The 25,720-nt window shown below is 68.7% G+C and carries 23 protein-coding genes and 1 pseudogene; 9 read left to right on the top strand and 15 right to left on the bottom strand.

Features of this window, described 5'->3' with window-relative positions; all coding sequences use genetic code 11:
• Positions 1 to 3 precede the first annotated feature (3 nt).
• The gene (locus tag AB5J62_RS20600; protein ID WP_370949922.1) at positions 4 to 822 is read left to right on the top strand and encodes a hypothetical protein; all 819 of its coding nucleotides are present in this window, start codon (positions 4 to 6) and stop codon (positions 820 to 822) included.
• A gap of 153 nt (positions 823 to 975) precedes the next feature.
• Positions 976 to 1,482, top strand: coding sequence for a hypothetical protein (locus tag AB5J62_RS20595; RefSeq protein WP_370949921.1), 507 nt, complete (start codon positions 976 to 978; stop codon positions 1,480 to 1,482).
• A gap of 72 nt (positions 1,483 to 1,554) precedes the next feature.
• Here AB5J62_RS20595 and AB5J62_RS20590 read toward each other — a convergent pair whose 3' ends face one another.
• Both AB5J62_RS20590 and AB5J62_RS20585 read right to left on the bottom strand, forming a co-directional pair.
• Entirely contained in the window at positions 1,555 to 2,538 is a 984-nt protein-coding gene (locus AB5J62_RS20590; RefSeq protein ID WP_370949920.1) for an Asp23/Gls24 family envelope stress response protein, read from the bottom strand.
• Positions 2,539 to 2,832: 294 nt separating this feature from the next.
• Complete coding sequence (locus tag AB5J62_RS20585) at positions 2,833 to 3,783, bottom strand: Leg1-related protein (protein WP_370949919.1); 951 nt, start codon at positions 3,781 to 3,783, stop codon at positions 2,833 to 2,835.
• A gap of 201 nt (positions 3,784 to 3,984) precedes the next feature.
• On the opposite strand from AB5J62_RS20585, the gene AB5J62_RS20580 reads away from it, so the two are divergent.
• Positions 3,985 to 5,160, top strand: coding sequence for a beta-1,3-glucanase family protein (locus AB5J62_RS20580; RefSeq protein WP_370949918.1), 1,176 nt, complete (start codon positions 3,985 to 3,987; stop codon positions 5,158 to 5,160).
• A gap of 64 nt (positions 5,161 to 5,224) precedes the next feature.
• The gene (locus AB5J62_RS20575) at positions 5,225 to 7,873 is read left to right on the top strand and encodes an AAA family ATPase (protein ID WP_370950305.1); all 2,649 of its coding nucleotides are present in this window, start codon (positions 5,225 to 5,227) and stop codon (positions 7,871 to 7,873) included.
• 77 nt (positions 7,874 to 7,950) lie between these two features.
• Here the strand turns inward: AB5J62_RS20575 and AB5J62_RS20570 are convergent, their stop codons facing one another.
• The 3 genes from AB5J62_RS20570 to AB5J62_RS20560 all read right to left on the bottom strand — a co-directional run bounded on the left by AB5J62_RS20570 (position 7,951) and on the right by AB5J62_RS20560 (position 11,733).
• Entirely contained in the window at positions 7,951 to 9,492 is a 1,542-nt protein-coding gene (locus AB5J62_RS20570) for a choice-of-anchor A family protein (RefSeq protein ID WP_370949917.1), read from the bottom strand.
• Between the two features lie 300 nt (positions 9,493 to 9,792).
• Complete coding sequence (locus AB5J62_RS20565) at positions 9,793 to 10,776, bottom strand: Gfo/Idh/MocA family protein (protein ID WP_370949916.1); 984 nt, start codon at positions 10,774 to 10,776, stop codon at positions 9,793 to 9,795.
• A 9-nt stretch (positions 10,777 to 10,785) separates the two neighbouring features.
• A complete protein-coding gene (locus tag AB5J62_RS20560; protein WP_370949915.1) occupies positions 10,786 to 11,733 on the bottom strand; it encodes a hypothetical protein in 948 nt (315 codons plus the stop codon).
• 159 nt (positions 11,734 to 11,892) lie between these two features.
• Between AB5J62_RS20560 and AB5J62_RS20555 the strand changes: the two genes are divergently transcribed.
• Both AB5J62_RS20555 and AB5J62_RS20550 read left to right on the top strand, forming a co-directional pair.
• Positions 11,893 to 13,179, top strand: a complete 1,287-nt coding sequence (locus AB5J62_RS20555; protein WP_370949914.1) for an amidohydrolase family protein — start codon at positions 11,893 to 11,895, stop codon at positions 13,177 to 13,179.
• Positions 13,176 to 14,354 carry an MFS transporter gene (locus tag AB5J62_RS20550; protein ID WP_370949913.1) on the top strand — a complete coding sequence of 393 codons (1,179 nt, stop codon included), beginning with the start codon at positions 13,176 to 13,178 and terminating at the stop codon, positions 14,352 to 14,354. The genes AB5J62_RS20555 and AB5J62_RS20550 overlap by 4 nt, the downstream gene beginning before the upstream one ends.
• Here the strand turns inward: AB5J62_RS20550 and AB5J62_RS20545 are convergent.
• From AB5J62_RS20545 to AB5J62_RS20535, 3 genes are read right to left on the bottom strand one after another with little or no spacing between them, the layout of a single operon-like run.
• Positions 14,326 to 14,634 carry a protealysin inhibitor emfourin gene (locus AB5J62_RS20545; RefSeq protein WP_370949912.1) on the bottom strand — a complete coding sequence of 103 codons (309 nt, stop codon included), beginning with the start codon at positions 14,632 to 14,634 and terminating at the stop codon, positions 14,326 to 14,328. The two genes, AB5J62_RS20550 and AB5J62_RS20545, sit on opposite strands and share 29 nt — an antisense overlap.
• A 27-nt stretch (positions 14,635 to 14,661) precedes the next feature.
• Positions 14,662 to 16,062 (bottom strand): M4 family metallopeptidase, encoded by a 1,401-nt coding sequence (locus AB5J62_RS20540; RefSeq protein ID WP_370949911.1) that lies wholly within the window; start codon positions 16,060 to 16,062, stop codon positions 14,662 to 14,664.
• 58 nt (positions 16,063 to 16,120) lie between these two features.
• Positions 16,121 to 16,441 carry a hypothetical protein gene (locus AB5J62_RS20535; RefSeq protein ID WP_370949910.1) on the bottom strand — a complete coding sequence of 107 codons (321 nt, stop codon included), beginning with the start codon at positions 16,439 to 16,441 and terminating at the stop codon, positions 16,121 to 16,123.
• Positions 16,442 to 16,626: 185 nt separating this feature from the next.
• Here AB5J62_RS20535 and AB5J62_RS20530 point away from each other — a divergent pair, with 185 nt between their 5' ends.
• Positions 16,627 to 17,028, top strand: coding sequence for a nuclear transport factor 2 family protein (locus AB5J62_RS20530; RefSeq protein WP_370949909.1), 402 nt, complete (start codon positions 16,627 to 16,629; stop codon positions 17,026 to 17,028).
• Between the two features lie 66 nt (positions 17,029 to 17,094).
• On the opposite strand, the gene AB5J62_RS20525 is transcribed toward AB5J62_RS20530, so the two are convergent.
• The 3 genes from AB5J62_RS20525 to AB5J62_RS20515 are packed head-to-tail and all read right to left on the bottom strand — an operon-like array spanning position 17,095 to position 19,147.
• Positions 17,095 to 18,276 carry an RNA polymerase sigma factor gene (locus AB5J62_RS20525; protein WP_370950304.1) on the bottom strand — a complete coding sequence of 394 codons (1,182 nt, stop codon included), beginning with the start codon at positions 18,274 to 18,276 and terminating at the stop codon, positions 17,095 to 17,097.
• Positions 18,276 to 18,635: a YciI family protein gene (locus AB5J62_RS20520; protein ID WP_370949908.1), complete on the bottom strand. Its 360-nt coding sequence runs from the start codon at positions 18,633 to 18,635 to the stop codon at positions 18,276 to 18,278. Before AB5J62_RS20520 ends, AB5J62_RS20525 begins: the two co-directional genes overlap by 1 nt.
• On the bottom strand, positions 18,635 to 19,147 hold the full coding sequence (locus tag AB5J62_RS20515) for a DinB family protein (RefSeq protein ID WP_370949907.1): 513 nt from the start codon (positions 19,145 to 19,147) through the stop codon (positions 18,635 to 18,637). The genes AB5J62_RS20520 and AB5J62_RS20515 overlap by 1 nt, the downstream gene beginning before the upstream one ends.
• 418 nt (positions 19,148 to 19,565) lie before the next feature.
• Here AB5J62_RS20515 and AB5J62_RS20510 point away from each other — a divergent pair.
• Both AB5J62_RS20510 and AB5J62_RS20505 read left to right on the top strand, forming a co-directional pair.
• Positions 19,566 to 20,797, top strand: a pseudogene (locus AB5J62_RS20510) (IS110 family transposase).
• 115 nt (positions 20,798 to 20,912) lie between these two features.
• Positions 20,913 to 22,295, top strand: a complete 1,383-nt coding sequence (locus tag AB5J62_RS20505; RefSeq protein WP_370949906.1) for an FAD-dependent monooxygenase — start codon at positions 20,913 to 20,915, stop codon at positions 22,293 to 22,295.
• Here the strand turns inward: AB5J62_RS20505 and AB5J62_RS20500 are convergent.
• The 4 genes from AB5J62_RS20500 to AB5J62_RS20485 form a co-directional block, all read right to left on the bottom strand.
• Positions 22,229 to 23,692: an FAD-binding protein gene (locus AB5J62_RS20500; protein WP_370949905.1), complete on the bottom strand. Its 1,464-nt coding sequence runs from the start codon at positions 23,690 to 23,692 to the stop codon at positions 22,229 to 22,231. The two genes, AB5J62_RS20505 and AB5J62_RS20500, sit on opposite strands and share 67 nt — an antisense overlap.
• A 95-nt stretch (positions 23,693 to 23,787) precedes the next feature.
• A complete protein-coding gene (locus tag AB5J62_RS20495; protein WP_091287885.1) occupies positions 23,788 to 23,973 on the bottom strand; it encodes a 4-oxalocrotonate tautomerase family protein in 186 nt (61 codons plus the stop codon).
• Positions 23,933 to 25,135, bottom strand: a complete 1,203-nt coding sequence (locus AB5J62_RS20490; RefSeq protein WP_370949904.1) for a Cmx/CmrA family chloramphenicol efflux MFS transporter — start codon at positions 25,133 to 25,135, stop codon at positions 23,933 to 23,935. Before AB5J62_RS20490 ends, AB5J62_RS20495 begins: the two co-directional genes overlap by 41 nt.
• Before the next feature lie 17 nt (positions 25,136 to 25,152).
• Entirely contained in the window at positions 25,153 to 25,575 is a 423-nt protein-coding gene (locus AB5J62_RS20485; RefSeq protein ID WP_370949903.1) for a heme-binding protein, read from the bottom strand.
• Between the last annotated feature and the right edge of the window lie 145 nt (positions 25,576 to 25,720).

Below are 25,720 nucleotides of genomic sequence, written 5' to 3'. Positions count from 1 at the left end.
ACGATGTCAGAACCCTTGCGCCCATCTGGCCTGACCAGGAGAACGGCACTGCGCACGCTGGCCGCCTCCGCGCTCGCCGCCCCTGTCGTGTTCTCGCCACTGAGCTCGGCGGCCGCCGTCGCGGCTCCGCTGTGGCACCCGGTCCCGTCGTCCGACGGTTTGAAGGCTTACGAAGGAATCGAAGCCGACCGGGGCAACCACCACCCGGACCGGAAATACGTCTATGTGGAAGGCGACCACTACCGCTTCAACATCTGGAAGGACGACCGCGACACCACCGGCGGCGGCGACCGCCAGCGCACCGAGTCCAAAGGCATGGTGCAGAACGGCACGATCCTGAAAATGCGCAACGGCGAGAACTGGACGTTGTCCTACGAGATGTACATTCCGGGCTCGCTGCACGGCACCAGCAAGTTCACGCACATCTTCCAGACGAAGACGCCGAAGACCAACGGCGGCCCATGGGTGACCTTGGACCTCACCCGCAGCGGCAGCAAGGAAATGCTCAGCGCACGGGCCTATGCCAACTCCGGCTCGCCGAACATCGCGTCGACCGAGCTCGCGCCGCTGCGCGACAAGTGGATCACCATCGAGTGGACGTTCACCCCCGGCGCGAAGGGCGCCGCGGGCTGCGTCATCCGCAACGGCACCGGCTCCGGCGCGCCCATCGCCGCCCAGGGCAAGATGTCGAACGTGAAGATCCCCGACGAGGGCGACTACGTGCGCCCGAAATGGGGAATCTATCGCTCCGTGCAGAGCGCGTCATCCGACATTCTCGACACTTATCTGCTGTTCCGGAATTACTCGGCCGGACGCGCCTAGCACGATTGCACGAAACCAGGCAACGATCTCCGGGTAATCCCCGATGCCGCAGGTCGTGCCGCGTGACAGCCTCGGTGATGGCCACTGTGGACAGTGGTCATCACCGAGGAGAGGAAACAACGCGTAGTGGAAGAACGCGAAGACCCCGTGCTCATGCGGAAGGTCGAAGTGCTCCATGAATTCGCCGCGCTTTATCAGTCCGGAAAGGCGGTTACCCACGACGGCTGGCATGCCGGCGCCGCACTGGGTGACCGCGACGGCGAAGGGGTGATGCTGGCGTATCACGACTCCGGCGACGAAGTGCAGTTTACCTTCCGCACCGGCGAGCGTGCCCTGTTCGGCATCACCGAAGGCGGCAACCGGCCACCGCTACCCCGGTACGGCTACCAGGTGTGGCACCTGCGGCCGGGCGTCGGCGGCGCGGTCGACGAGCGAGTGGGCAGACTGGAGGTGACCGGCTCGGACGGCGTGGCCGTCCCCGCCGAAATCGTGGCCCACACGTTCACGGTGAACATCGACATCGGGCCTGCGCCCCGGACGATGGACGAGATATTCGACTGGCAGGCCCCGGAGCTGACCGTCCGGGTGTTCGACAAGGCCGGCGCGGTGCTTTACGAAGGCCCGCTGCTCAACGAGCAGTGGCACGGCAAGGCGTCGTGACGATGTGACGGTGTGGCGTGGGAGCCGCCTGGCTCCCACGCCACACCGTCCACAAAGGATGGTTCGGGTCGATCAGACCAGGTCGGGCAGGTGGATGTCGGTGACGTGCACGTCGACGACCGCGACATCGAGGCCGAGGAACTGCTCGACCGCGTCGACCACGTTGACCCGGATCTGCTCGGCGACGGTCTTGACCGCGTGCCCGAACTCGACGACCACCGAGATCTTGATCGTCGCGACGTCACCCTCGAGCTCGACGGCGATGCCGTCCTCGGCGAGTTCGTGGACGCCTTCGGCCTTGCGGGACACCACGTTCACGATCTTGACGACCACGCCGTCGCCGACCGTGGTGGCGCCGCGGGCGCCTGCGGCGGGACGGGCCTCGGCCGGGGCGGCTTCTTCGGCGGGTGCCTCAGCGGGCTCCTCGGCGGAGTCGGCGGCGGACTCATCGGCGGACGCTTCTGTGGCAGCTTCGTCCGTGGCGGCTTCGGTCTCGGCGACCTCGGGAGCGTCGGCGACCTCGGCTTCTTCGGCGGTCTCGGCCGCGTCGCCGGCGACAGTCTCGTCCGCGGTCGCCTCGTCGGCTTCGCCCTCGGCCGCTTCGTCAGCGTCGTCCGCCTCGTCGGCGGTCGCTTCGTCGCTCTCGTCGGCGACGGCTTCGTCTGCCGCTTCGTCGGTTTCGGTGTCGTCGTCGGCGATCGCCTCGTCCGACTCCTCGTCCGCGGCAGCCTCGTCGGCTTCCTCGGCCTCCTCGTCGGCGAGCTCGGCGCTGTCCTCGTCCGCCTCGGCGTCATCCGCGTCGTCGTCGTCTTCGGCGACCGCTTCGTCGGTGCTCTCGGCGGCGTCCTCGTCCGTCTCTTCCGTGCTGTCTTCGTCAGCGGTCTCGACGGCGTCCACTTCGGCGGCTTCGGTCTCGGCGGCGTCGCCCGCGGATTCCGTCGTCTCGTCCTGGATCGCTTCGGCCGCAACGGTTTCCGGCTCGGCGGTGGCGGGCGCGTACGGCTCGTGGGTCTCGGTCTTGGCGCGGCCGAAGATGCTGTTCATGACATCAGACATGATGATGGGTTCCCCTTTTCGGGAGCGACGACTACGGGGGGTTGCGAGGAGACGGCGCCATACTAGGGCCAGGCCGATGATTCGGATCACTGACCCCCAACTCTGAGATTTCCTTGTGTCCCAACCATGTTCCGCTTGAGACCGAAGGTCACGGACCCGCCGACGCCGAATCGACGCACCATGTTCGCCCGGAGTTCAAAGAGTCACCCCGGGCCCGGCCCCGCGAAGGTTAGCCGATCCGCGAGCCCCTGGGGAGCCCTGGACGATCTGACCAGTTATTGGCATGAAAGGGCTCTAGGGCCGCAGCAGATACCCGGCGGTCCGCCGGCGCGCGGCGGCGTTGTCCGGCCGGGGGTCGAAGACGGCGTCCAGCAGAACGATCACCTCGTCCCGCGCCGCCCGGGTGCGCATGATCCGCTTCCACAGCCGGAGGTTCAGCGCGTGGCGCCGCGGCGAGGTGTTCGCCAGCCTCAGTACGTTGGCGACGTTGCGGCGCACCTTGTCGGGCAATGCGTGCAGGTCAGAGCGCTGCTCGAGGAGGATCTCCGGCAGCACGTCCAGGCCGTGCTCCGTCATGAAGTCGAAGTCCGTCCGCCACGCGGCCGCGCCGAGGTAGTCGACCATCCGGCACCAGCCGCGCAGGAACGTCAGCTCGATCGGGGCGTACGGGGCCGGGTCGATGTCCGCGATCGCGGTGACGACGACGTCGAGGCAGGTCTTGTGCGCTTTCCACAACGCGATCCGGACCGGCTCGGTATCGCTCGAAGGAGCCAGTGTCTTCACGAGCGTGAAGTAGTCCGACCACTGTTCGACGCTGCGGGCCAACTCGGCGGGCACGACACCCGCGCGCACGTATCCGAAGCGTGACGGCGCCGGGGCGTCGGCGATCTCGAGCGGGGGTACGACTCCGGCCCGGACCGCGCCGAGCCACGGGATCACGCTCAGCGTGTAGTTGCCGTAGGCCCACGGGGCGTCGGGGTCGATGCGGCCGTCCGTGCCCGTGGTGGCGCCGAGGCGGTCGGTGCGGCACTGCCACTGCAGCTGGAACATCCACGCCCAGAGCGGGTTGCCCCGGTTGTCGGCGCCGAAGCGGTCGCCGTCGTTGGTGACGTCGACGAGGGTGCGGTAAGCCGCCATCCGGTGCTCGAAGCGGTACGGGTCGAACCGGTCGGTCAGGTCCGCGACCGTGGTCCAGACCTGGTACAGGTCCAGCGCGGCGAGCTCGGCCGGATGACTTCTGGTCATCTGATGAATGTAGCGGAAAGCCGCATTATCGTTTATCGAGCGCATATCCGCAGGTCTTCTTCATGAGCTTATGTCAAGCCGTGAAAAAGGGCCCTGTCCAGCAAGACAAAACCAACTCGCATTGTTGACAATTCGCCGAAAATCGGTTGATCCTGTTGGTCCTCCCTGCGTGTCGCGACAGGGCTCAACGAGGAGCCGCCCGTGCGTTCGAAACTGCTGTCCTGGCTGGCCGCCATCACGGTCGCCCTACCTTTGATCGTCTCCCCGCAGGCACAGGCGGCTCAGCCGTCGCTGCTGCCGCTGACCGTCACGAACAACTCGAACCGGTCCGACCAGGTGTACCTCTACGTGCTCGGCGGGTACAACGGGCGGCTCGGCTACGTCAACGCCGCCGGGCAGTTCACCGCGTGGTCGGGTGGCGCCATTCCGCCGAGCCCGGCGCCGGACGCGTCGATCCCCGGTCCGGCGGGTGGTGGCTCGAAGACGCTCAACATCCCGCTCAACCTGTCGAGCGGGCGGCTGTACATGTCGTTCGGTGAGAAGCTGAAGTTCTTCATCACGCCGGACGGGCTCGTCCAGCCCGCACCGTGGAACCCCAGCGACCCGAACCGCAACATCCTGTTCGACTGGAGCGAGTTCACCTACAACGATGGTGGGCTGTGGCTGAACTCGTCGCAGGTCGACATGTTCGCGGTGCCGCACGCCGTCGAGGTGACCAACAGCGCAGGCGCCACCAAGCGCGAAGGCGAGCTCAAGGCGGGTGGCCGTAACAACTTCTTCGCCGCGCTGCGCAACCAGCCCGGCGATTGGTCGAAGCTGATCCAGACCCGGGGTGACGGCACGGTCGTGCGCGCGCTCGCGCCGCGGCTGGGCATCGAGTCGGGTCTGTTCGGCGGCGGCTACTTCGACGGCTACACGACCGAGGTGTGGAACATCTACAAGAACACCACGCTGACCGTGGTGCCGATCAGGGAGAACACGGCCATCAAGTTCTTCGGCCGGACCGACTCGGCCGGGGTCATGCAGTTCACGAACACCGCGGGCGTGCGGGTGGCGTCGGTCCAGCGGCCGTCGACCAGGGACGTCTTCGGCTGCGACGGCAGGCTCGGGGCGCCCAACAGCGACACCGGCCTGATCACCCGGTCGCTGTGCGCCGCGCTGCACCGCTCCACGCTCGGCTACCTGCACACCCAGCCGACCTACAACCCGGCCGAGTTCTACACGCGCTCGATCACCGACCACTACTCGCGCAAGATCCACGAGCAGATGGTCGACGGCAAGGCGTACGGGTTCTCGTTCGACGACGTCGGCAACTTCGAGTCGCTCGTGCACGACCCGAACCCGCGCTCGGCGCGCGTGGTGCTCACGCCGTTCTGATCGTGGCAGCGGGGACCGTTCGCGGTCCCCGCTGTACCGGCGGTGATCACCTAGGTTTGTGAGTATGCGACTTCTCGGCAGGCAGGACGAGATCCGGCGGCTCGACCAGCTCGTCGGCGACGCGCGCAAGGGTGGCGGTGGCGCGCTCGTCGTGCGTGGCGAGCCGGGCATCGGCAAGAGCACGCTGCTGGGGCACGTGCGCGAGGCCGCGGGTTTCCGGGTCATCGAGGCCTCCGGGGCCGAGTTCGAGACCGAGTTGCCGTTCGCGGCGCTGCACCAGCTGTGCGTGCCGCTGCTCGGTCACCTCGGCGAACTGTCCGACCGGAACCGTGACGCGCTCGAGGTGGCATTCGGGCTGACGAGCGGCACGCCCGACTTCTTCCGCATCGGGCTCGCCACCTTGGAACTGCTGGCTTCCGCTACGAAACGAAGCCCGGTGCTGTGCCTGATCGACGACGCGCACTGGCTCGACGACGCGTCGGCGAAGGCGATGACCTTCCTCGCCAGGCGCCTCACCTCGGAGCCGGTCGCGATGATCTTCGCGAGCCGCGCCGCCACCGGGCTCGCGGAGCTGCCGGACCTGGTGCTCGAAGGTCTGCGCGACGCCGACGCGAAAGCCCTGCTGACGCCCGAAACCGGCGATCCGGTCGACGATCAGATCCGCGACCGGATTCTGGCCGAGGCTCGCGGCAACCCGCTGGCGTTGCTCGAACTGCCGCGCGCGGGCGGGTTCGCCACGCCCGACACGTCCTCGGTGCCGAACCGGATCGAGCGCAGTTTCCAGGCCAGGCTGGCTGAGTTGCCCGAGGACGCGCGGCTGCTGCTGATCCTCGCGAGCGCAGACCCGACCGGCGATCCGCGACTGCTGTGGCCCGCCGCGCAACAGCTCGACATCGAGGTGACCGCCGCGTCGTCGAGCGCGGAAGCGGCGGAGTTGATCGAGTTCTCGACGCGCGTCCGGTTCTGTCATCCGCTGGCGCGTTCGGCCGTCTACCGGGCGGCCTCGCCTGCCGTGCGCCGCCGCGCTCACCTGGCGTTGGCCGAGGTCACCGATCCCGGCATCGACCCGGACCGCCGGGTCTGGCACCGCGCGCAGGGCAACGCCGGGCCCGACGACGACATCGCCGCCGAGCTGGAGAATTCGGCGTCCCGCGCGCAGGCACGCGGGGGCATCGCGGCCGCGGCTGCGTTCCTCGAACGCGCGGCGGCGCTGTCGCTCGATCCCGCGAAACGGACCGAACGCACCCTCGCCGCGGCGCAGGCCAAGCTCGACGCCGGCGCGACCGACTCGGCGGCCGAGTTGCTCACCGCCGCCGAGACGGGCGGGCTCGACGAGCGCACGCACGCGAAGGTGGACCTGCTGCGCGGCAGGCTCGGCTTCATCCGGCACGCGCACAGCGACGGCGCGGCGTCGATGCTGAGCGCCGCGCGCAGGCTGGCTCCGCTGGACGCGGCGCAGTCGCGTGACCACTTCCTCGACGCGCTGGAGATGGGCCTGCTCGTCGGCCGCGCGGCCGGGGTGCTCGACACCGTGGTGACGCAGGCGCGCTCCGCCCCGACGGCGCCCGAGCCGCCGGACCTGCTCGACGCGCTGATCCTGCTGACCACCGACGGCTACCGGGCCGCGGTCCCCGTGCTGCGCGGCATTCTCGTCGACAGTGCCAAGTGGACGCGCAGACCGGCGCTGGCGACCACGATCGCCGCCGACCTCTGGGACGCCGACGCGCACGCCGAGATCAGCGAGTGGCTGGTCAAGTCTGGCCGTGACGCCGGCTCGCCGCACGTGCTTCGGCTCGGGCTCGCGCAGGTCGCGTGCGCGGCCGTCAACACCGGCGAGTTCGGCCAGGCGATGTCCGCGATCGCCGAAGAGGAGGCGATCGCGGACGCACTGAGCGTGCCGACCGTGCTGTATCCGCAGGTGCACCTCGCCGCGATGCGTGGCCGTCGCGAGGAGCTGGCCGAGCTGACCGCGAAGGCGGCCGCATTGGCGTCCACAAAGGACCTGGGCATGATGCACGCGAACGTCGACTGGGCGACGGCCGTGATCAGCAACGGGCTCGCCGACTACCGCGCGGCGCTGACCGCAGCCGAGCGGGCCACCGCACCGGGCGACCTCTACCTCTCCGGCGTCGCGTTGCCCGAGCTGGTCGAGGCGGCGATGCGCTGCGGCGAGCAGGCCACGGCGGAATCCGCGCTGGCCAGGTTGACCGAACGCACCGCCCCCATCGGGACGGCGTGGGCGCTGGGCGTCACGGCGTACACGCGGGCGCTGGTCACCGGCGACGAAGCCGACTACGTCGAAGCCATCGACCGGCTCACCGCGAGCCAGGCACGCATCCACCTCGCACGCGCGCACCTGCTTTTCGGCGAATGGCTGCGCCGCGCGGGCAGGCGCCGTGATGCCCGCGAACAGCTGCGCACCGCGCACGAGCACCTGTCCGACATCGGCATGGAGGCGTTCGCGCGCCGAGCCGCGGAGGAGCTGCGCGCCACCGGCGAGGTCGCGCGCACCCGGTCGACCGGGACGTTCGACCAGCTCACCATGCAGGAGGTGCACATCGCCCGTCTGGTCGCGACCGGCGCGACGTCGAAGGAGGTCGCGGCGCGGCTGTTCCTGAGCCCGCGCACGGTCGACGCCCACCTCCGTAACATCTTCCGCAAGCTCGGCATCACCTCGCGCAGGCAACTGCGCGACCTGCCCGACCTCGCCTGAAACCCGGGATAAAGCCCGCTTTACTCCCGGGAGTTAAGCGGGCTTTATCGCGCGGAGTAAAGCCCGCTTTATCCCGGCTAGCTGCCGTCGCGGCGCCTTGCCAAGCGGGCGAGCGTGACCAGGGCGCCGCCGAAGAGCAGCAGGAAGAGGCCACCGGTCAGCAGGCCGCGGACCTCGGTGCCGGTCGAGGCGAGCGGGCCGGTGGTCGGGCCTGGGGTGGTCGGTCCAGGCTGGCCGGGTGTGGTCACCGTGGTCACACCCGGGCCTGGAGTCGTGCTCGAGGTGGTGCTGCTGGATGGCTCGCTGCTCGAGGTGGCGGTACTGCTGCTCGGCGACGTACTGCTGGAAGGCTTGCTGCTCGACGTTGTGCTGCTCGATGTAGTGGTGCTGGACGATGTGGTGGTCGTCGTCGAGGTGCTCTTGCTGGTCGTGGTGGTGCTGCTCGATGGCGTGGTCGAGCTGGTGGTCTTCGTCGTGGTGGTGGTCGGGCTCGTCGAGCTGGACGAAGACGAGGTGGTGGTCGAGGTCGAGGTGGACGACGTCGGGGAAGAGGACGTGGGCGTCGGTTCGCCGCCGCATTCGGGGAGATCGCCGGTGAACGGGTAGGCGTGGAACTCCTGCCCGCCGCCTCCGGTCTCCTCCGAGGCGTGCACCAGTGTGCCTGTGGTGAAGAAGCGGCCGTTCATGCCGGACGCGGTGACCGTGGTCGTGCTGCCCGGATCGCCGACCAGCACGCTGCCCTGGAACTGGGCGCCACCGGCGATCTTCACCTTGGTGGCGTCCGGGAAGTTCCACAGGAGACGTTCCCGCAGTTTGTTCACCGGATCGGCGTCGCCGGGATCACCGGTGAACGTGTTGATCGTCCTGGCCGCCCCGACCAGGTTCACGAGAACTGTCGCGCCGGCCGGAATTCCCTCGAATTCGATGCCCTGCATGCCACCGTTGGCGGCGGTGAGGTCGAAGTCCACGGTGAACACCTGCAACGCGGACTTCCCGTCCCCGGTGAACAGGGTCCGATATCCGTCGTTGCGCGCGGTACCGGTGGCAGGCCGTGGTCCGGCGGTGTCACGCGCGTAGCACTGGCTCGCGACATGCAGATCGTCGCGCAGTTTCGCATACGGTTTCGCCGCGTCGGCGTCTTTCTCGACCTTTCCAGAGATCGTCCCGGTGATGGTGCCCGCGTGCCGGACGACGCCGCCGTCGGCGAGCAGCCGCTGGTCCTGGGCGATGCTCACGTTCCCGCCCGTGGTCAGGAAATCCGCGCCGTCGGGCGGTGGCACCCGCGAGCCGACTCCCGCGATCCCGACGTTGTAGACGGCGGAAACGCCCTGTCGTTTCGCCATGTCGAAATCGCCGAGCACGACAACGCGGCCTTCGGCTTCCGCCGCCGCGCCACGCACCTGGAAATCGCCGCCGACATAAACGTTGACGGCGTTGTCCCGGCCTGGATAGCCGCCATTGTTCACCGGCGGATACTTACCGGGACAGGCGTCTCCGGCGCACGGTCCCAATCCGCCCGGCAATGGGGCGGCGACCGCGCCACCAGTGACGACCAGGGCCGCCACACATACCGCCGCGGCGGCTCCGGCGGAAATCGAGGCGAACCGGCGTGCACGCATGAACCGATTCTTATGCCCTTTCACCCGATCAACCCACTCGGAAACGGGAAATACCCCGTCCGGGCGAGACCGGCGTTACACCCATTCGGGTAAGAAAGGGGTCGTGAGCGTTGCGGGCGGTTATTTGAGGGGAAGGTTTCCTCTCGCCCGCGGGTGTGAAGTGAGGGGACCCCTCGGTGCGACATACGCACCGAGGGGTCCCCTCACTCCCTGACCTAGTGCCCGGCGAGCCCGCGACAGCGACCGACACGCCACCTTTGGGTTTCCGCTCAACAACCGTCCGGAACACTCACGACCAAGTCAGGCGGTGGGTTCGCGGAGCGGGAGGCCCGCGGCCCGGTAGATGCCGTCGATCACGGTCATGTTGGCGATCGAGTCGTCCAGCGTCGTGAGCACGGGCTCGCCGCGCAGCACGGCGGCCGCGAAGGCGTCGAGCTGGTAGTCGTAGCTGGCGCGGCGGTCGAAGTGCTCGACCCGCTTGTGGTCGCGGACGCGGACGGTCAGCCGGTGGGTGAACTGCGGGGCCAGCGGGTTGAACACCCGCATCTCCCCCGACTCCCCGATCACCTTCGCGGAGATCCGAAGCACCGTCGACGACCACATCGAGCACTGCACACCCGCCGTGTAGCCCGCGTCGAAGCGCAGCTCGGCGCTCATCGCGCGGTCGACCGCCGGGCCTTGCAGTTTCGCCGAAGCCGACACCACCGAGGGTTCCGAATCGCCGAGCGAGCGGGCCATGTGGACGGCGTAGCAGCCCGCGTCCATCAGCGCGCCGCCCGCGAGGTCGAAGTTGTACCGAATGTCCGAAAACTTCGGCAGCGGGAAGCAGAGTGCCGTCTCGATGCGGCGGATCGGGCCGAGCTCGCCGCTGCGCACTACCGCTACCGCCCGCCGGAACAGCGGGTGGTAGCGGTAGTGGAACGCCTCCATCACGACCAAGCCGCTCGCGCGGGCCGCCTCGGCGACCTTGCGGGCCTCGGAAGCGTTGGCGGTGAACGGCTTTTCGCACAGCACGTGTTTGCCTGCCGCGAGTGCGGCGAGTGTCCAGCGGCCGTGCAGGCCGTTCGGCAGTGGGTTGTACACCGCGTCGATCGACGGGTCGGCGAGCATCGACTCGTAGTCGCCGTACACCTTCGGGATGCCGTGTTTGGCGGCGTACGCGCGGGCGCGTCCGGGATCACGCGCGGCGACGGCGGCGACCTCCACTTCGGCCGATGCCCTGGCGGGGCGCAGCAGTGCGGCAGGCGCGATCCGTGCGGCGCCGAGGACACCGATCCGAAGCAAGGTGGACTCCTACCAGTTGACTGTGGGGAACCAGATCATTCCAGTACGCCCGAGTACCCGCACATCCCAGTAGAGCAACGTGAATGTGCCCGCCAGCAGCAGTGCGGCGCCGGTGACCGCGGCGACCCTGGTCGGTTTCGCGCCGAGCCAGCGCTGCACCCGGCCGCCGGTGCCGTGCGCGAGCAGCAGGAACAGCACCGCCATGATCACGATGTTGCCGAGCGACTGCAGCGCGAACGCGCCGGCGCCGTAGAAGACGTTGTGGCTTTCGGCGGCGTCGCGGAACATCATCCGGAACAGCGGGTAGGGACGGCCGATCAGGAAGCCGCCGATCAGCGCGCCCATCAGCACGTGCGGCGTCGCGGGAAAACGGCGTGTGAGCCCGCCGATCGGGTTGCGGATCACCCCGAGCGAGACCAGCCCGAGCACGATGAACACCAGCCCGATGATGCCGAACGCGACCATCGACTGGATGCTGCGCGGCGACAGCCCGGTCGTCTTCGCGGTCGAGAACTGCGGCATCCGGGTGCCCACCAAAGCGACGATCACCCCGTACACCACCGAGACGGTGAGCATGCCGGCGGCGATCCAGCCGAGCGGTTTCAGCGTGGTGAGAAAACGGGGACGGCTCGACGTTTCCGTGCCGACAAGTGGCGCCACCGCGCCGAAAGCGGCGATGTTGCACGCGGTGAACGAACCGGCCAACCCGGACACGAAGGCGAAGATGGTTCCTGCCAACGCACCTTCGATCGGCGTGCCTTTGGCGTCATGGCCGAGTAGTCCATTCGCCACACTGTCGCCGATCACGGAGTCCACAAAGGGCGCCGACCAGACGATGGTGAGCGCCAATCCGGCCAGCACCGACAGCACGGTGATCCGTGCCCGGTGCTCCGGATACGGCCCGCTGCCGAAGTAAGTGGCACCCGGATGAGTCGGAACCCGGTCCGTCACGGACATCGCGCCTCCAGATTTACTTGGTGGGAAACCAAATCCTGCCAGTTCGCGCGCGCGGCGCCGATCTTCCGATGTGCCCAATTCGCTGCCCGGATGGCGGGTCGGAACCACGCCCGTTTGCCCTACTCTGGTCGAGTCTTGACGGGGATCTCGGGGGTACTTATGTGTCTTTCCCACGGAAACATCGCGCGGCGCAGTGTGCTGGCCGCAGGCCTCGCGCTGCCATTCGCGGCGATGGCGGGCACTGCCGAAGCCGCGCCGTCCGGGCCGTTCGCCATTGTCTGCGCGCGGATCTTCGACGGCCGTCGCGTGATCGAATGCGGCACGGTCGTCGTCGACGGCGGACACATCATCGCGGTGCACGAGGGTGCGCCTCCGCGTGGCCTGCCCGTGCACGACGGCCGCGGCAAGACCCTGCTGCCGGGGCTCATCGACGGCCACGTCCATCACACGAACCCCGACCGCACCGACGCGCCGCGCTTCGGCGTCACCACCGAGCTCGACATGGTCAGTGACCCGGGGGCGCACGGCCCGATCCGCCGCCAACGTCGCTCCTACGCGCCGACGCCGCTTTCGGACCTGTGGACGGCGGGCTGGTGGGCGACCGTGCCCGGCGGCTGGGGCACCGACAGCGGCATCGAGTTCCCGCTCATGGAGCCCGGCACCGATCCCGCCGCGTTCGTCGCCGCGCGCCACGCCGAAGGCTCCGACCACCTCAAACTCGCGCTGGAGGACGTCCACCTCATCACCGGCGCGCGCCTCCCGGTCCTCTCGGAGGCACAGGTGCGCGGGCTGATCGCCGCCGCCAAGCGCCATGACATGCCCAGCGTCGCGCACGCGACCAGGCAGGACATGGCCCGCACCGCGCTGGCCGCCGGCATCACCGGCCTCGTGCACCTGTTCAGCGACGCCGAGATCGCCGACGACGTCGTCCGCCTCGCGGTGCGCAGCGGCGTCTTCGTCACGCCGACCTTGACGCTCTGGAGTGCGCTCGGCTCGCTCCGGAATCCGGCCACCAAGTCCGTGATCACCGATCCCCGCGTAGCGCCGCTCTTGTCGGCCAAGCAGCGCGGTTTCCTCGACGCCCCTTGGGGTTTCGAGCGGCCGGGCGTGTTGGAGACGGCCTCGCGCAACGTCGCGAAACTGCACGCGGCAGGCGTCCCGATCACCGCGGGCACCGACTCGGGCATCCCCGGTATCGCGCACGGCGTCAGCCTGCTCGTCGAGCTGGAACTCCTCGTCCGCGCCGGGCTGACCCCGGTGCAGGCGCTCGCCGCCGCGACCTCGACCCCGGCCGCGCACGACGGCTTCCGGGACCGTGGCCGCATCGCCCGCGGCCTGCGCGCGGACCTGGTGCTCGTCAACGGCGATCCGACCCGCGACATCACCGCGCTGCGCGACATCTCGGCCGTGTGGCGCAACGGCGCGCCGGTCAAGCGGGAGCTGTGACGCGGTACCGGGACGCGCTGGCCATCGGCGAGTTCCGCGCGGTGTTCGCCGCGCACGTGCTCTCGATGCTCGGCATGATCGTCGCTCAGTTCGCCACCTCGGTGCTGGTCTTCCAGCGCACCGGCTCGCCGCTGCTCACCACGCTCGTGTTCGCGCTGGCGTTCACCCCGCATCTGTTCGCGGGCACGCTGTTCGGCGCGCTCGTCGACCGGGTGCCGGTGCGGCGGCTGCTCGTGTCGTGCAATCTGACCACCGCCGCGCTCGCGGCGACGATGGCGATACCGGGTATGCCGGTGGTGGCCCTGCTCGCGCTCGTCTTCGGGATCGGACTGGTCGGCCCGGTGTTCTCCGGCGCTCGCTCGGCGACCTTGCCGGAGATACTGCCGGGCCCGGCCTACATCCCTGGCCGGAGCCTGTTCCGGCTGGTGTCACAGGGCGCGCAGGTGGCCGGGCTGGCGCTCGGCGATCTTCTGCTCGCCGCGGTGACGGCATCGACCGCGCTGCTGATGGAAGCCGCCGCGTTCGTGCTCTCCGCGGCGCTGCTGCGGTTCGCGACCAAGGAGCGACCGCCGCGCGCGAAGACCGGGTCGCTGGTGCGTGATTCGCTCGGCGGGCTGCGTGACGTGCTGGCGGTGCCGCCGTTGCGCCGCACGCTCCTGCTCGGCTGGGTGGTCCCGTCGCTCGCGCTCTTCCCCGAGGCGCTCGCGAACCCGTACGCCCACGAGCAGGGATTCTCGACCGTGCAGCTCGGGCTCATGATGGCCGTGCTGCCGCTGGGCAACATCCTCGCCGAGTTCATCGGCATGTGGGGACTCGACGCCCGGCAGCAGGTCAGCCGGATCGCGTGGCTCGTGGCGCTGGTTTTCGTCCCGATGCTCGGTTACGCGCTGCGTCCCGGTTTCGCCGCCACGCTGGCGATCTTGTTCTGCTCTGGTCTCGGCTTCGCGCACCACCTCGGCCTGGACCGCTTGCTGCTCGACGTGGCGCCCGAGCACCTGCGGTCTCGCGCGCTCGCGCTGCAGACCGCGGGCCTGATGTTCTGGCAAGGCCTCGGCTTCGCCGTCGCGGGCGCGCTCGCCCAGTTCATCCCGATCACGTTGCTGGTCCCGGCGACCGCGGTCATCGGGCTCGCCGCGGCCGCCGGGCTCAGGCCTGGTTACGCCGCAGCTCGCTGAGCCGTTCGAGCAAGACCTGGACGGGTTCGTCCATGACCGGCTCGGTGAGCCGCATGCTGTGCGCGCCGTCGTCGTCCTCGACGGTGACCAGGTGGGTGATCTGGTCCGCGCCAGCCGTCGGCGACACGCTCACCGGCCGGGGTTGCTCCCGTGCGACCCGCACGAGGTTCTCCAGCTCGGTGGCGGCCGCCGGCGGCAGGTCGGCGGTGTCGATCGTCATCGGCCGTTGCAGCGCGGGGAACACGGCGAAGCCGCCGTCGGACTCGAAAGTGATCCGCATCGAGCACCTCCCTGTGTTCCCCTCACTTTAGGCCGTGGTCTCCGTCGCCTGCGGCTCCACGGGGACGCTGCCGGTGAAGGCGTTGCCCGCCGCGTCGATCGAACCCGGCTCGGCCGCGGGGAGCGCGGTCTGGGCGATTCCGGTCGTGCCCTGCTTCGACAGGTACCAGGCGCCGTCCAGCCCGGCGAAGGTCGACATCGCGCCGGAGCCGATGTTGCCGTCGACCGTGCCCGCGTACTTGGCAGGCCCGGTGTCGAAGCTCAGGAGCACGGTCCCGTCCTGCTGGTGCCACTTGCCCGACAGTGAACCGGTGAAGGTTCCGTTGCCGTTGAACGAAAGCGCGGTCTGCGCGTAGTTCGCGGTCGCGCCCCAGCTGAAGTGCAGCACCCAGTTGCCGGAGATCTTCGGCAGCGCGAAGGTGGCGTGCACGCCGACCTGTTCCCAGGCGTCGATGACGGCCTGCGCCTCGTTGGCGCCGTAGAGCATGCTCGCGTTGGCGGCCGTGAGGTTCGCGAAGTCGAGGAACTGCGCGGTCGACGACAGCCGAGGGTCGCACAGCGTCGTGTACCAGATCCGGCCGGCCTTGTCCCAGGCGTTGCTCCCGAGCGCGATGGCGAGCAGGTAGAACGCCTTGTTCGGGATGCCGGAGTTGATGTGCACGCCACCGTTGTCGGAGGTGGTGTTCACGTACTTGCTCATGTGGTCCGGCTGCGGGTCCTTGCCGAGCTTCGGGTCGTTGTACGCGGTGCCCGGCGCCTTCATCGACCGCAGCGCGACGCCGTTGATACCGGCCGCGAGCAGTCCCTTCCCGATCAGCCAGTCGGCCTGCGCCGCGGTCTGGTTGAGCGCGTACTGCTTGACGAGCGAGCCGAACACGTCCGACATCGACTCGTTCAGCGCACCCGGCTGGTCGTGGTAGACCAGGCCAGCCTGATGGCCGGTGACGCCGTGGGTGAGCTCGTGGCCCATCACGTCGACGGCGATGGTGAAGCGGTTGAAGATGACGCCGTCGCCGTCTCCGAACACCATCTGGCTGCCGTTCCAGAAGGCATTGTTGTACTTGACTCCGAAGTGGACAGTGCCTTTCAGGTCCATGCCCAGGTTGTCGATGGAATTGCGCTGGTAAATGTCCCAGTAGAGCTTGAACGTCGCGCCGAGCCCGTCGTAGGCCTCGTCGACCGTGACGTCACCGCTCGCGCCTTGGCCTTCGGCGCGGATGAGTTTGCCCGGCAGCGTCTGCTTGTTCTCGGCCGAGTAGAGGAAACGCTGCAGGTGCGGCGTCAGCGATTGAGTGGCCGGCGTGGTGCGAGGGCGGGTGAAGTGCTCGGTCATCCGGACGGCACGCACACTGTGGTCGACCGACAACGCGCGCAGCGCCGCGTTGCGCGTTTCGGCGTCGGGCGCGCGCTCGGCGATCTGCTCGAGCATGTGCGGTGGAATGATGCAGTGAAGCGAATGGCGGTGCATGACTTACGCCTTTCTCGAATTACGCCTTGTTGCCTGCGGCGTCGACCGAGCCGACCACTTCGGCGGTGGCGCCCACCACGCCCTGCTTGAGCATGTACCAGGTTCCGGCGAGCCCGCCGAACGTCGACATCGCCCCCGAAGCGACACTCGCGTCGACCGTCCCGCCGTACTTCGCCGGGCCGGTGTCGAAGCTGAGCAGCAGCGTCCCGTCCTGCTGCCGCCACTTCCCCGCCAGCGAACCCGTGAACGTCCCGTTGCTCTTCAGGCTGAGCGGCGTCTGCCCGAAGTTGTTCGTGTTCCCCCAGCTGTAGTGCAATGTCCAATCACCGACAGCACTCATTGGCCTTCCCTCTCGTGGGGCTTTCGTGGTATGGGCAGGAGCGTCGGCCGGGTCCGCAGATACCAGCGGTGACCAAGTTTCGTGGTCACGATTTCGGCAGCGAATCAACGACAGCGCGCGGGCGTCCACACAGGACTGCCCGAAGGTCCGTTGCCGCCGATCTCGGCGGCGTGCGACGATTAAGAGTGGAGAACCTACAAAAACTGTTCGATCGCTACGTCTACTGCGGCATGACCCGCGACGCCGCCGCCTTGGCCGACATGTTCACCTCCGACGGCGTCCTCGAAGCGCCGCTCGTGCCCGACGGCCACCCGTTCCCGCGCCGCCTTTCCGGCCGGGACGCGATCCGGGCCGGTTTGGCCGAGTACTACGCCCGGCCCGCGGGGCCCGAGCGCAAGGTCGATATCAGCAAGTCGAGCTACACGTTGCACGTGACGTCGGATCCGGACGTGTTCATCACGGAGATCGACACGGCCTACGACACGGATGGAGAGACCACGTTCATGTCACTCGCGCAGATCTTCCGGCTGCGAGACGGGAAGATCGCGTTGATGCGGGACTATTTCGCGCCCGAGCACGCCGACTAACCCGACGACTCGGGTCGTGAGTGGTACGGCCGGTTAGAACCGGCCGTACCACTCACGACCCCAGCGCTAGGTCAGCTGAGCGCGCCGCCCCTCAAGGAAGGTCCGCTCGGTCGCGTTGGTGACCAGAGCGATCGCCTCGTCGTAGGCGGCGGCCGCGTCCGCGGACCGCCCCAGGCGGGACAGCAGGTCGGCCCGGGTCGCCGGAAGCAGGTGATATCCGGGCAGGTCCAAGTCCTCGATCGTGGCCAGCGCGAGCGCGGGCCCGTGCACCTCCGCGACGGCGACCGCGCGGTTGAGCGCCACGATCGGCGACGGGCTGTGCCGGAGCAGCTGGTCGTAGAGCGCGAGCACCTGCGGCCAGTCGGTCGCGGGCCCGTCCGTGTGCACGGCGTTGATCGCGGCCTGCAGCTGATACGGCCCCGGCGTGCCACGACGCAGGCACTCGCGCACCAGCTCGTGTCCCTGCGCGATCAACTCCCGGTTCCACAACGACCGGTCCTGCTCCGCGAGCACCACCAGCTCCCCCGACGGCCCGACCCGCGCGGGCCGTCGGGCCTCGGTGAGCAGGAGCAGCGCCAGCAGCCCGATCACCTCGGGCTCGTCCGGCATCAGCTCGGCGAGCGCACGGGCCAGCCGCACCGCCTCACCGGACAAGTCCGTCCGCACCAAAGCACCCGACGTGGACGTGTAGCCCTCGTTGAAGACGAGATACAGCACGGTCAGCACCGACGCCAACCGCTCGGGAAGCTCGTCCTGCCCGGGTACGCGGTACGGGATGCCGGCATCGCGGATCTTCTTCTTGGCGCGGACGATCCGCTGGGAAATGGTCGCTTCCGGCACCAGGTAAGCGCGAGCGATCTCCGCGACCTCCAGCCCACCGAGCAGGCGCAACGTGAGCGCGGTCTGCGCCAGCGGGGACAGCGCCGGGTGACAGCAGGTGAAGATCATGCGGAGCTGGTCGTCGCGCACCGGACCGATCTCCGCGGGCTCGTCGGCCTGCTGCAGCAGCAACGCTTGCGCGTGCCGGGCTTCGCGGGTCGACTCGCGCCTCAACCGGTCGATCGCGCGGTTGCGGGCGGTGGTGACGATCCACGCGCCGGGGTTCGGGGGCAGCTCGTCCCATTTCTGGACGGCGACCGCGAACGCGTCCTGCACGGCCTCCTCCGCGAGCCCGATGTCGCCGAGCAGGCGGGTCAAGGTGGCCACGCAACGGCCGTACTCGGCCCGGTAAACGCCGTCGAGATCGATCAACGCCTGCGTGTCCCGTCGTCGAACGGGCGGACCTCGATCGCCTGGCCGCAGGCGGTCGCGCACTTCGCGGCCCAGGCGAGTGCCTGGTCGTGGTCTTCGGCGTTGATCACCCAGAATCCGCCGAGCTGTTCCTTGGTCTCGGCGAACGGGCCGTCGGTGATGGTCGTGGTGCCGTTGCCGGGGCGGACGACCGTGGCGGCGTCCGAGTTCTCCAGGCCGCCGACGAACACCCACGCCCCTGCGGACTTCATCTCCTCGGTGACCTTGCCGGTCCTGGCCATCATGGCCTGGACCTCCGCTTCGGTCCCGAACGGCACGGTCTCGTCCAGCTGGACGGCCAGCAGGTACTGCTTCATCACGAACTCCTCGAGGGCAGCAGGCCGTTGACGAAGGCCGCCTGGCCCGCGTGCTGAAGGCCGTCCGAAATCACGCTCACCAGGCGCACGCCCAGCGTCACCGCCGGATCCCACGACTCGTCGACCACCCGGTCGAGATCGGCGTCCGCGAGCCCGGACAAGAACTTGAGCGTGCGCTCGTGCACCACGTCGAGGTAGCCGAGCAGCAGCGAGCCCTCCGCGCGGACCTGGCCGACCTCCTCGTAGGTGTGGCCGTAACCCGTCGCGCTGTCGTCGAACGGCAGCGCGAACCGCGAACTCCAGCCCTCCGCGGTCCACAGCTGCTCGTAGCCGCCGGCGTCGGCCAGGTGGTCGTCCTGGATCCGGGTCAGGTGCCAGATCAGCCACGCGATCGAGTTGCCCGAGCCGTCGACGCGCCAGGTCAGCTGGTCGACGTCCAGGTCCGCGACGGCGCCGCGCGCCACCTCACGGACTCGGCCGAAACCGTCGGAAAGCACTTCCGCGACATTCACGATGTTGCTCCTAATCGTTTTGTAGGGATTGGTTTTCCAGCCGATAGCTGACGCCCGGTAGGTCCAGACGTGTGACGTCTTCAGAAAGACAGGCGCGGCTGTTGGGTTGGTTGGTGCTGGTCCGCCGGTGGGCGACGCCCGTGTTGCTCCAGTCGTTCGACGGCTTACGAAAGAACGGCGCGTCTGCCGGTGGGCTGGTGTTCGTGGTGGTGAGATGTCGTTGCTCGAGTCCGTCGCGGGAGGTGACCTCATTGATGTGTTCCCGAGCTTCGAGCTCTTCGGCAGAACGAGGTTCCCGCGGTGTGCTGGAGTCACGAACGGCTACTGAGATGACGGACCGCCGAGTCCCGCGATTAGGGCGCCGCGTGACCCTGCCTGGACCCGTGAGCAGCAGAAATAGTGAAGGAGACGTGGCAACTTGACATTGTTCTGTGGCATCGATTGGGCTGAGACCCACCACGATGTCGCGATCATCGACGACACCGGAACCGTGGTGGCGAAAGGGCGGATCGGCGACGACGCGGCCGGGTTCGCTCGTCTGCTGGACCTGTTCGCCGAGGCCGGGGACACCGCCGGGACCTCGATCCCGGTCGGCATCGAGACCGACCACGGCCTGCTCGTCGCCGCGCTGCGTGCGACCGGGCGCACCATCTACGCGATCAACCCGCTCTCGGCGTCGCGTTACCGAGCCCGGCACCAGGTGTCGGGCGCGAAATCCGACGCCGCGGACGCGGTGATGCTCGCCAACATCGTGCGCACCGACGCCGACGCGCACCGGCCGCTGCTACCGACACCGACCTCGCGCAGGCGGTGCGGGTGCTGGCGCGAGCACAGCAGGACGCGGTCTGGGGCCGTCAGCAGCTGGGCAATCAGATCCGCTCGCTGCTCAAGGAATTCTACCCGGCCGCGCTCGACGCGTTCGCCGGACAGCCCGACGGCGGCTTGGCGCGCCGTGACGCCCGCACAGTCCTGGCCGCCGCACCCACACCCACGCTCGCGGCGAGACTGACCCGCGCCAGGCTGCGGACGCTGCTGACCAAAGCCGGACGCCGCCGCAACATCGATCATGACGTGGACCGGCTCTATGGCGTGTTCCGGGCAGATCGGCTGCGGCTGCCTCCGGTGGTGGAGAACGCGATGGGTATCCAGTTTTCGGCTCTGCTGAACCAATTCGAGGCCGCTTGCGTGGCCGCCGACAGCTTGGCGGAGGCGACACGGACCCATTTTGAACAGCACCCGGACGCCGAGATCATCACCAGCTTCCCCGGTCTCGGGCTGCTGGCCGCGCCCCCGGTGCTCGCCGAGATCGGAGACGACCGCGCACGCTTCACCGACCCCCGCGGCCTCAAGGCCTACGCCGGATCGGCACCGATCACCCGCGCCAGCGGCCGCAAGAAAGTGATCCAGCACCGCCACATCAAAAACCGGCGCCTGGCCGCGGTAGGACCGATCTGGGCACTCAGCTCCCTCAAAGCCAGCCCCGGAGCACGACGCCACTTCGACACCCGCCGCGCCGCCGGAGACTGGAACCACCAAGCCCAACGACACCTGTTCAACAAATTCCTCGGACAGCTCCACCACTGCCTGCAAACAGGCTGCCTCTACGACGAACATCAGGCCTTTCCACCTCCACTCACAACCGCGGCTTGACTTCCAACCACCTGAGATGTCTTTCGTGTCGCTCACACCACGCTAGTCGTCGCGTGAATACCCCGTCGGCATTTCGGGCACCCCTGGAAGTACAGATCTTGAGGAGGGGTCGGACGTGACGCAGGTGCTCATCGTCGGTGGCGGGCCGGTCGGGATGCTGCTGGCCGCGGAACTGGGCTTACAGGGCATCGAAACCACGGTGGTCGAGACGCTCACCGAAACGCACGACGAACCACGCGCGGGCACTCTGCACGCCAGGACCGTGCAGTCGATGTTGCGTCGCGGCTACCTTCCCCAGCCGTCGGACGCGCCCGACGAGATACTCGAAGTGCCGTTCCACTTCGCGGGCCGGTCGATCCTCACACTGGAGACGCCCGCGATCGAAGGCCCACCCATGGTCGGCCAGTCCCAGGCCGACATCGAACGCTTCTTCGAGGCACGCGCACGCGCGAACGGCGCCGAGATCCTGCGCGGACACAAGGTGATCGGCCTCGACGGCACGACGGTCACCACCGACCAGGACAAGACCATCACCGCCGACTACATCGTCGGGACGGACGGCGCGCGCAGCACCGTGCGCAAGCTGGCAGGCATCGAAAGCACCTGCACACCGGCCACGTTCGCCGGCATCCTCGGGCTCGCCACGCTCGGCGAGCCCGCGCGCTGCCCCGGCGGCTGGACGCACGGGCCCACCGGCTCGACGCTGATCAACGTCAATCCGATGGGGCCCAGCCGAATCCTCACCCATGAGTTCACCGACCCGCTGCCCGAGCGCGGCGCCGAGGTCACCCTCGACGACCTCCACCAGGCCACGTCCAGAATCGTCGGTCACGACGTCCCGATGGACCAGCCGACCTTCCTCGGCCGGTTCAGCGATTTCACCCGGCTCGCCGACACCTACCGCAAGGGCAACGTCTTCCTTGCCGGTGACGCCGCCCATGTGCACGCGCCACTCGGCGGGCAAGGCCTCAACCTGGGCTTACAGGACGCGTTCAACCTCGGCTGGAAGCTCGCGATGGTCCTCAAGGGCGCCCCGGAGCACCTGCTCGACACCTACCACGCCGAACGACGCCCGGTCGCCGCGAAGGTCATCGCCAACACCCGCGCGCAGGCCGCGTTGATGCGCCCCGGCCCCGAATTCGACCCGCTGCGCGACCTCGTCGCCGACCTGCTGAGCTTCGACGAGCCGAACTCGCACCTCAGCGACCTGATCACCGCGCAGAACGTCCGCTACACGCCGCGCGGCCTCGTCGGCAGCTTCCTGCCGAACTTCCCGATCGGCGCCAGCACGGTCAGCGAACTGCTGCATTCCGGCAGGCCGGTGCTGCTGTGCACCGGCGAGACGTGCGACGCGGTCACCGGCTGGAAGGACCGCGTCGACGTCGTCGCGCACGACCTCGGCCAGCCCGCCGTCCTGCTCCGCCCGGACGGTTACGTCGCGTGGGCGGGTCCGGATCCGGAGTCCGCGCTCGAGCAGTGGTTCGGCCCGGCCGCTTGAATCGACTGGGCGTGCCGGAACACGTTCAACGGATCCCAGCGCGCCTTGATCGCCTGCAGGCGCGGGTAGTTGTCCTTGTAGTACAACGTATGCCACGGCACTCCGGACGTGTTCCAGTCCGACGAGGACAGATCGGCGTCCGGGTAGTTGACGTAACAGCCGTCGGTGCCGGAGTCCGGCACCGGCACACCGCCGGTGGACGCGTACATCGAGCGGAAGAAGTCCCGCACCCAGCCGATGTTCGCGGCGTCTTCGTCCTCAGTGGACCAGAACGACTGGTAGAGCAGCTTGAAGATGCTGTCCCGCTGCGCGACCGCGGTCGCGTCGGATGCCACGTCACCGATGGCTCCGCCGTAGGAGAACGCAACGAGCATGGCGTTCGGGTTCGTCACATCAGGCCTGGTCAGCTCCCGGTAGGCGAGCGAGATCTGCTCGGGCGGCAGCGGCGCCCGCACATACGCCGACTTGTGCTCGCCCCGCAGCGTCGGGTCGTTGAGCACCGGCGAACTGGTGCCGAGATAACGCGTCGCCTGCAACCACGGCAGGCGCCGAGGCGGCTCGAAGTCGCCGAGCAGCGTGCGCAGGTACTCGTCCAGCACCTCGGCCGCGTCCGGTTCGTCGGCGTCGATCTGCGTGACCAGGCCGACGCTTCCGTTGCATACGTGATTGAGCGTCAGCAGGCTCGACAGCCCGGACTCGCTCTCGGCGTGCCATCGGCCGTAACCGTCCAGCAGCCTGGTGAAACCGGCTTCGTCCAAACGCGACCAAGGCACCGACAGCGAGCTGAGCAGCACCTCCGACGGCGGCCGCACGAGTGGCCGGAAGAAGAACCGCGTGACCACGCCGAAGTTCCCGCCGCCGCCCCCGGTGTGCGCCCACCACAGGTCCGAACCCCTGTCGGCCAGCACCGCGCTCGCCGTCCCGTCGGCGTCGACGACCACGACTTCGACCACGTGCAGATGGTCGACGGTCAGCCCGTGCGTGCGCGACAGCAACCCATAGCCGCCGCCCGTGAAATGCCCGCCGGCGCCCACCGAGTAGCAGATCCCGCCAGGGACCGTCACGCCCCAGCCTCGGTACAACTCCTCGTAGACGTCCGCCAGCCGCGCGCCCGCCTCGACCACGTACGCGTCGCGCGCGGTGTCGAAATAGACCCCGGTCATGGCCGAAAGGTCGACGACGACCTCGACGTCCGGGTTGAACACGAAGTCCTCGAAGCAGTGCCCGCCACTGCGCACGGAAAGCCGCTGGCCACCGGAAACGGCCCGCTGGACCGCCTCGACCACGTCCTCGGTGGAGCGCACGAGTTCGACACGCGCGGGCTTGGCGGCATACCGCTGGTTCAGCCCGGACGTCAGCCCATCGTAGCGCGGATCCCCGGGTTCAACGCTGATCATGGAACACCTCCTCGAAAGCTGGGGGTCGTGAGTGTTCAGACCGGTTAGAACCGGCCGCATCACTCACGACCCCCACGCCCACGGTCGGCCGATCGTCAGAGGTCGGCGGCGAGCTTGCCGCCGATACCCCAATGGTCCTTTTCGACGTCGCTGATGAGCACGGTCACCGCTTCCGGCGGGCACTTCGCCAGCCTGGACACGGTCTCGGTCAGCTCCGAGACCAGCTGACGGCGTTCGGGCTCACCCGCGCCTTTCCACCAGTTCACGTTCACGACGGGCATCGATCGTCACCTCCTCTTTGCTCGCTCGGTCCGCGCCGACGGCCACCAGCGCGACGGCCAGTGATGCGACCGCCAGGCCGGCGCCGATCCAGCTCGGCGACAGGAAACCGGCGCCGGCGCTGATGCCGAGGCCACCGAGCCACGGGCCGAGCGCGTTGCCGATGTTGAACGCCGAGATGTTGCTCGTGCTCGCCAGCGTCGGCGCGCCTTCGGTCTCGTTCATCACCCTGGTCTGCAGCGCGGGGTTGATCAGGAAACTGCCGACGCCGAACAGGAACAGGGTCACGATCATCGCGGGCTTGCTGTGCGCCGCCAGCGAGAACGCGCCGAGCATCACGGCCAGCACGAGCAGGCCTGCGCACAGCGTCCCCATCAGCGATCGGTCCGCGAGACGCCCGCCGAGGACGCTGCCGAGGAACGTCCCGACACCGAACAGTGCCAGCAGCGGCGGCACCAGCCCGGCCGAGAAGCCGGAGACGTCGGTGAGCAGCGGCGAAATGTAGGTGTACGCGGTGTACAGCGCCGCCTGGCTCAGCATCGTGGTGGCCAGCGCGAGCCAGACCTTCTTGTTGCGGAAGGCGGCCAGCTCCTGGCGGACGCCGATGTGGCCCGCCCTCGGCTGGTGCGGCACCAGCGCGATCACGCCGATCAGGTCGATGACACCGAGGATCGCGACCGCGAGGAACGTCGCGCGCCAGCCGAAATGCTGGCCGACGAAGGTGCCCAGCGGCACGCCTGCGATGGTCGCGATCGTGAGTCCGCCGAACATCACCGAGATGGCGCGTGCGCGTTTGGCAGGCTCCACCAGGTTCGCGGCGACGACCGCGCCGATACCGAAGAACGACCCGTGCGCGACGGCGGTGACCACCCGCGCGGCCATCAGCACCCCGTAGGAGGGCGCGGCCGCGGCGATCACCTCACCGACGATGAACACGCCGAGCAGGCCGATCAGCGCGGCTTTGCGCGGAATGCGCGTGGTCGCCGCGGTGATCAGCGGCGCGCCGACGACGACGCCGAGCGCGAACAGCGAGATCAGCATGCCGGTCTGCGGCAGGGAGACGCCGAACGCCGTCGACAGCTCCGGGAGCAGCCCGGCGATCATGAACTCGGTCGTGCCGAGGCTGAACACGGTCAGCCCCAGCACGAACAATGCGATGGGCATCGAATTCTCTCCCTGTGTCAGGAGACCGCCGTCAGGCCCGCTTCGGCGATCTTCACGTCGTCCGTCCAGTGGGCGCCGGAGACCCCGACCGCGCCGACGACCTCGCCGTCCACCACGACCGGCAGCCCGCCGCCCATGCTGACCAGGCGTGCGACGCCGGTGGGCGCGCCTGCCGCGAGCACCTCGTCGGACTTGAGGATCTCGGACCACTTCTCGGTCGGCATCGCCGACGAAGCCGCGGTGTAGGCCTTGTCCTGCGACACCTGCACGGCGTTGAGCTTCGCGCCGTCCTGGCGCAGGAACGCCTTGAGGTTCCCGCTCTCGTCCACCACCGAGATGGCGAACCGCTTGTCGGAGCCCAGCGCCGCCTCATGGGCCGCGTGGACGATCTTCCAGGCCAGCTCGTCGGAGATCGACGACCGGCGTTGCACCTTGCTCATGCGCGCACCTCCTGTTTCGAGGGCCGCGCGGCTCACTCCCGGCCGGAGCGCACCACCGCGTCGGCCTGAAATCACCGTAGCAGTTCTGGAACGATCGGTAAACATAGCCGCACCCGAAACGCTCATCACCGCAGGTGACCGGCCG

The organism is Amycolatopsis sp. cg5 (assembly GCF_041346955.1).
GTDB lineage: Bacteria > Actinomycetota > Actinomycetes > Mycobacteriales > Pseudonocardiaceae > Amycolatopsis.
This window is presented reverse-complemented; position numbering and strand designations above follow the sequence as displayed.

Coding starts and splice junctions, on each gene's coding strand:
- AB5J62_RS20500 (WP_370949905.1), bottom strand. CDS start 23,692: ATGATCAGCGTTGAACCCGGGGATCCGCGCTACGATGGGCTGACGTCC.
- AB5J62_RS20490 (WP_370949904.1), bottom strand. CDS start 25,135: ATGCCCATCGCATTGTTCGTGCTGGGGCTGACCGTGTTCAGCCTCGGC.
- AB5J62_RS20535 (WP_370949910.1), bottom strand. CDS start 16,441: ATGAGTGCTGTCGGTGATTGGACATTGCACTACAGCTGGGGGAACACG.
- AB5J62_RS20575 (WP_370950305.1), top strand. CDS start 5,225: ATGCGACTTCTCGGCAGGCAGGACGAGATCCGGCGGCTCGACCAGCTC.
- AB5J62_RS20600 (WP_370949922.1), top strand. CDS start 4: ATGTCAGAACCCTTGCGCCCATCTGGCCTGACCAGGAGAACGGCACTG.
- AB5J62_RS20555 (WP_370949914.1), top strand. CDS start 11,893: ATGTGTCTTTCCCACGGAAACATCGCGCGGCGCAGTGTGCTGGCCGCA.
- AB5J62_RS20485 (WP_370949903.1), bottom strand. CDS start 25,575: ATGAGCAAGGTGCAACGCCGGTCGTCGATCTCCGACGAGCTGGCCTGG.
- AB5J62_RS20570 (WP_370949917.1), bottom strand. CDS start 9,492: ATGCGTGCACGCCGGTTCGCCTCGATTTCCGCCGGAGCCGCCGCGGCG.
- AB5J62_RS20595 (WP_370949921.1), top strand. CDS start 976: ATGCGGAAGGTCGAAGTGCTCCATGAATTCGCCGCGCTTTATCAGTCC.
- AB5J62_RS20590 (WP_370949920.1), bottom strand. CDS start 2,538: ATGTCTGATGTCATGAACAGCATCTTCGGCCGCGCCAAGACCGAGACC.
- AB5J62_RS20585 (WP_370949919.1), bottom strand. CDS start 3,783: ATGACCAGAAGTCATCCGGCCGAGCTCGCCGCGCTGGACCTGTACCAG.
- AB5J62_RS20495 (WP_091287885.1), bottom strand. CDS start 23,973: ATGCCCGTCGTGAACGTGAACTGGTGGAAAGGCGCGGGTGAGCCCGAA.
- AB5J62_RS20545 (WP_370949912.1), bottom strand. CDS start 14,634: ATGCGGATCACTTTCGAGTCCGACGGCGGCTTCGCCGTGTTCCCCGCG.
- AB5J62_RS20540 (WP_370949911.1), bottom strand. CDS start 16,062: ATGCTCGAGCAGATCGCCGAGCGCGCGCCCGACGCCGAAACGCGCAAC.
- AB5J62_RS20520 (WP_370949908.1), bottom strand. CDS start 18,635: ATGAAGCAGTACCTGCTGGCCGTCCAGCTGGACGAGACCGTGCCGTTC.
- AB5J62_RS20560 (WP_370949915.1), bottom strand. CDS start 11,733: ATGTCCGTGACGGACCGGGTTCCGACTCATCCGGGTGCCACTTACTTC.